Source organism: Nostoc cf. edaphicum LEGE 07299, from assembly GCF_015207245.1.
GTDB classification, from domain to species: Bacteria; Cyanobacteriota; Cyanobacteriia; order Cyanobacteriales; family Nostocaceae; genus Nostoc; species Nostoc edaphicum_B.
Genome location: NZ_JADEXF010000539.1, coordinates 1 through 4,038, shown reverse-complemented (window position 1 = coordinate 4,038; position 4,038 = coordinate 1). Strand labels below are relative to the sequence as shown.

The following is a 4,038-nucleotide window of genomic DNA, read 5'->3' as shown; positions in this document are numbered from 1 at the left end:
TCTCTGTATAGCTTGCTATAATTCATACTAGCTAGACTAGTCAACATCTAACCTGAGAACAATGAAAATTTGTAGCTTTTTTTACTTACTACCTCAGCCATATAATTTTGTAGCAGGTCAAACAGAAGGCAGAGATTGTCAAAACCTCAATAGTAGGTGTAAAAAGGACAGATATGCTTAAGACCTGACGGGTCGAATGGCCCCAATAAAAGATGTAACCCTTGCCAGGTATGGATATAGGGGATAGGGTGTAGGTTCGTAAAAAATCAAGAAAAGTAAAAATAAGTGCGAACATAAATAAAGTTCTTTGCTACGCAACGCTGGCGCAAACGTCACTATACCCCACACCCTACACCCCACATCCCAAAGCTTTGTAGATAATGGGTTTGCATTATCTTAGTGCTATTCGCTATTAGGGTCAATTAAATCTCTACCATACTACTGACAGTAATTTGGCAACAAGTGCTGTCTTTTGCAAGACCTACCACCTTGCGAGTCAATCCTGTATCTACATCCTAGATAGAGATTAATTGTATAAAAAATCCAAACTAAACTGCATCTACATAAACCTCTACATACATGAAAACGACATTAAATTTGTCACGTTTTTATAAAGCATGTAACCCTAGCTACACGCTAAATATAAGTAACGTCCTAGATCGGCAGTATTACATAGATTTTGCTGATGTACGTGGTTGCAAAATTGTCGAAGAATTGCAACGAACTATCATTCGGATTTCTCCTGATGAGCCAACCTGTCAGTTATTTACGGGTCATATTGGCTGCGGTAAGTCAACGGAATTGCAGCGCCTCAAGACAGAACTAGAGTTGGCAGGATTTCATGTGGTTTATTTTGAGTCCAGTCAAGACTTAGACATGGCAGATATTGATATCAGCGATATTTTGCTGAGTGTAGCCCGTCAAGTCAGTGCCAGTTTAGAAGGGATTGGCATCAAACTCAAACCTGGTTATTTTACCAATTTGTTTAAAGAAGTAGGCGATTTTTTGCAAAGCCCCATAGAGCTTTCTGGACAAGCAGAGTTGTCCTTGGGTATTGCTAAAATTACTGCCAAAACCAAAGATAGCACCCAGATGCGGAATCAACTGAGGCAATATCTGGAACCGCGTACCAATAGTATTTTGCAGGCGATTAACGAAGAGATTTTAGAAAAGGCTGTTGAACAGCTAAAGCTAAGGGGTCAAAAAGGACTGGTAGTGATTGTAGATAATTTGGATCGAGTGGATATGCGTCCCTTAGCATCCGGGCGATCGCAACCAGAATATCTCTTCATTGACCGAGGCGAACAGTTACGCCGACTTAAATGCCACCTAGTTTACACAATTCCCCTAACGTTAATTTTTTCCAATGAGTATGAGACGCTGAAAAATCGTCTGGGGGGAGGGATTGCACCAAAAGTACTACCTATGGTATTGGTGCGGCAAAGAGATGGCAGTGACTACGAACCAGGAATGTCTCTAGTGCGCCAGTTAGTTCTAGCTAGAGCTTTTCCAGAAGTTCCTTTAGAGAGCAGACTGTTATTAATTACAGAATTATTTGATTGCTCCCAAACCTTGGATCGTCTATGTCGTGTTAGTGGTGGTCACATTCGTAACTTATTAGGTTTACTTTATAGCTGCCTGCAACGACAAGATCCGCCTTTTTCTAGGGATTGCTTGGAAGCAGTGATTAAGGATTATCGCGACGATCTGTTACTAGCTATTGATGAATCCCAGTGGGAATTATTATTTGAAGTAGTACAGCAGCAGAGAGTTAAAGGTGAGTCTGACTATCAGAGCTTACTAAGAAGTATGTATCTGTTTGAATATCGAGATCCTGTGGGACGCTGGTTTGGCATCAGTCCAGCATTAGCAGAAACAGAAAAAGTTTTGGCTTGGCAACAAAACAAGTAATAGTCAATTTTCATTTGTCATTAGTCATTTGTTAGTGAACTAATGACCAATGCCCCACATCCAATGCCTAATACTCCATATCCAATGCCCAGCCCCATATCCAATGACTAATGACAAACAGCTACGTGTCTACACCAAAGAAAATCAGCATACTTTACAAAGATTGATTAGAGCGATCGCGCTTTCCGAAGGTCAATTTGCTCTGATTTTGGTTCGATGCAACTATGGGCGATTACGCGAGCAAATGTTAGAGAATATTCGCTCTAACACCAAAGAAATGAATATCAGAGAAATCGTTCTTAATCCATCAACTACTTTTTTACACAGCACAATAATCTCAGAACTATCTTTAGATAATCCTGCTGTCCTTACAGACACTTTGCCATCTGCTGTGATGGTTTTCGGTATTGAGTCAACTACTGACTTGGAAAACTTACTTACAGGCATCAACCAAGCACGAGATATCTATGCTGCGACTTTTCCATTTCCAGTGGTGTTGTGGCTACAAGATGAAGTGGCATCATTGCTTTCAAAATTAGCACCTGATTTCAAAAGCTGGGCTGCAACCACTATTAAATTTGAAATGGCTAAAGCAGATTTAATTGCTTTGATCTCTCAAGAAGAAGAATCTTTATTTGAGAAAGTTTTAGAAGCAGGTGCTGAAACGTTTTTATCTAACGCCTTCCTAGATTTAGATCCTAAGTCGCAACACCGCCACGAAATAGAATCAGCCCGTAATGATTTACTACGCCTGTATGGCGTTAAATTAACACCAGGATTAGAAGCTAGTTTAGAATTTGTGTTGGGGCGAGATAAATACGCCAACGATCAAATTAATGGTGCTTTAGCCAATTATCAACGAAGCCTAGCATTATGGCAGCAGGAAGCGAGGAGAGTAGCAGAGTGGGAGAGTAATTCTTCTTTGCCTCTCTCATGTCCTCAACCTATGCCTCCCTCATCTTTACTCAAGCAAGCAATAGTACTATTCCACCTGGGGCTTTGTTATCACCGAATGGCGGACTTATACCAGAATACTAGTAGCTATTGCGAACATGCCCTGTCGTGGTTTAAACAATGCTTGGAGCTATTGGAGGAGGTACAAAGAGAAGACTTAGTTGCTAAATTCATTTTGCCTGCTTGTGAAATGTTGCAACGCTTACAAGCCTGGGACGAATTAAAAGAATTAGCTCAAAAGTCATTACACCTACATAAAACTTATGGAACTCCCGCACAAGTTGCTCAAAATTATGGTTTTTTGGCAAATGTGGCGGCTTCAGAATCGAATTGGGTACTGGCTCATGAATTAGCAAATACAGCGCTTTCTATCTCCGAAGAAGTAACACAAGTTTCTTTGCGAGACGCTTTGCGAAGACGACGACAAGAAAGTTGGTATCTTCTATTGCTAGCACGCACACAACGGCATTTGGGTGAGTGCGAGGAAGCTATCAATAACTTGGAATGGGCGAGGGTAGTTTGTGAGCTACAACATCAGCCATTACTGTACTTAGAGATTTTAGAGGAACTGCGATCGCTTTACTTTTTTGAATGTCATAACTATACAGAAGCCTTTAAGCTGAAGCAAGAAAAAATTAAAATAGAACATCAGTATGGCTTTCGTGCCTTTATCGGAGCAAGTCAATTACAGCCACAACGCCCCAGAATTAACCCAGTACTAGAACCTCACAAAATACCGTTTATTCCTGAAGAAATTGCTCAAGAAATATCTGCTTCTGGACGGCAACAAGATGTCAATCGCTTAATTGAAAGAATTGCCCGCGCTGACTACAAACTCACAGTTATTTATGGGCCATCTGGTGTAGGTAAAAGTTCAATTCTCAAAGCTGGTTTAGTCCCAGCACTCAAGGGAAAAGTTATCGGAGAACGCATTCCTATACCGATTGTTTTGTCTGTTTATACTGATTGGATAACAATCTTGAGCAGCAGTATCAACCAAGCATTAGCATACACAGGAATATCAGTTAAGATTGACTCTACACCCACAATAATACTAGAAAGAATTCGGTTAGCATCTGAGCGCAACTATACGATAGTTATCATATTAGACCAGTTTGAAGAATTTTTCTTTGTTAGTAATCCTCCTACACAAAGAATAGAATTCTATAAATT

Annotated in this window: 2 protein-coding genes; both read left to right on the top strand. The window is 40.3% G+C overall.

The window, feature by feature from the left end; genetic code table 11:
* Positions 1–579 precede the first annotated feature (579 nt).
* A complete protein-coding gene (locus tag IQ229_RS16400) occupies positions 580–1,911 on the top strand; it encodes a P-loop NTPase fold protein (RefSeq protein WP_194045461.1) in 1,332 nt (443 codons plus the stop codon).
* A 103-nt stretch (positions 1,912–2,014) separates the two neighbouring features.
* Positions 2,015–4,038 (top strand): nSTAND1 domain-containing NTPase (locus IQ229_RS16395; protein ID WP_457852506.1); only part of this gene is annotated, 2,024 nt, incomplete at its 3' end.